The sequence below is a fragment of the Collinsella aerofaciens genome (genome assembly GCF_964243765.1).
Taxonomy (GTDB): Bacteria; Actinomycetota; Coriobacteriia; order Coriobacteriales; family Coriobacteriaceae; genus Collinsella; species Collinsella aerofaciens_BU.
Map to the genome: position 1 here is coordinate 1 of NZ_CAXTGI010000033.1, position 754 is coordinate 754.

The 754-nt window shown below is 52.7% G+C and carries 1 protein-coding gene; it reads right to left on the minus strand.

Annotation, left to right across the window (positions count from 1 at the left end; all coding sequences use genetic code 11):
* Nucleotides 1-459: 459 nt before the first annotated feature.
* Nucleotides 460-754, minus strand: a 295-nt coding sequence (locus ACESSC_RS09780) for a hypothetical protein (RefSeq protein WP_373162751.1), incomplete at its 5' end; no start/stop codon positions are given.

Consider the following 754-nt stretch of genomic DNA (forward strand, 5'->3'; position numbering starts at 1 on the left):
CGCTGACCGGTGGACGGCACCGAGCCGTCGGATGACTTGAAGAAGGGGGAGGCCTCGCGGCCTCCCCCTTTTTTGCGATATACAAACCGACATTTACACTATCTGTTTTAGGTGTGTTCGGATTGGCTTTAGTCGAGGGCATCGTTGTCGTCCGCGGTGAGGTAGATCCGATCTTTTTGCTTATGTCGCTTTCTGGTGGCGCTCAGTCGGCTCCAGGGTTCTGTCGCCACGTTTATCCGGACGGATCTTTTGCTCCTTATTTCCAGTAAATCAATTAAGGGGCATTGTTTCAATCAAATTCGCTCCGCCTGCGGGGGCTCTATCACTAATTAGATAGAGCCCCCGCAGGCGTTTTATAGGTTTGTTAACGTTGTCCTTCAATTTATGACGGGTTAATTAGCGGAGACCAACGAGGGTATAAAGATGCTATGTCTACAGTGGACAGCAAGATTCCCGAGGTCATACGGTCTGTCCATGGTTTATGACCAAATGTGTGACTCTGAGCAACTCGGAGCCAGCTAATTCATTTGTGAACAAAATATGGAGTGCGCGATTCCCGCCCCCGGCGCCCCTCCGGTCTGGCAATATATCTCCTTGCCGCGCGGCCCGGTCGGACCGGATCAGCCGCCAGGCGTGCACCTTGAGAACCGGATACTGCGAGGATGGACACACCAGTTGTGTCGCATCCGGGCAGACATCGAACCATTTGAAATGGTCTAACTTGGATTTGTTTTTCGCAAGGCCGCCGAGAGGC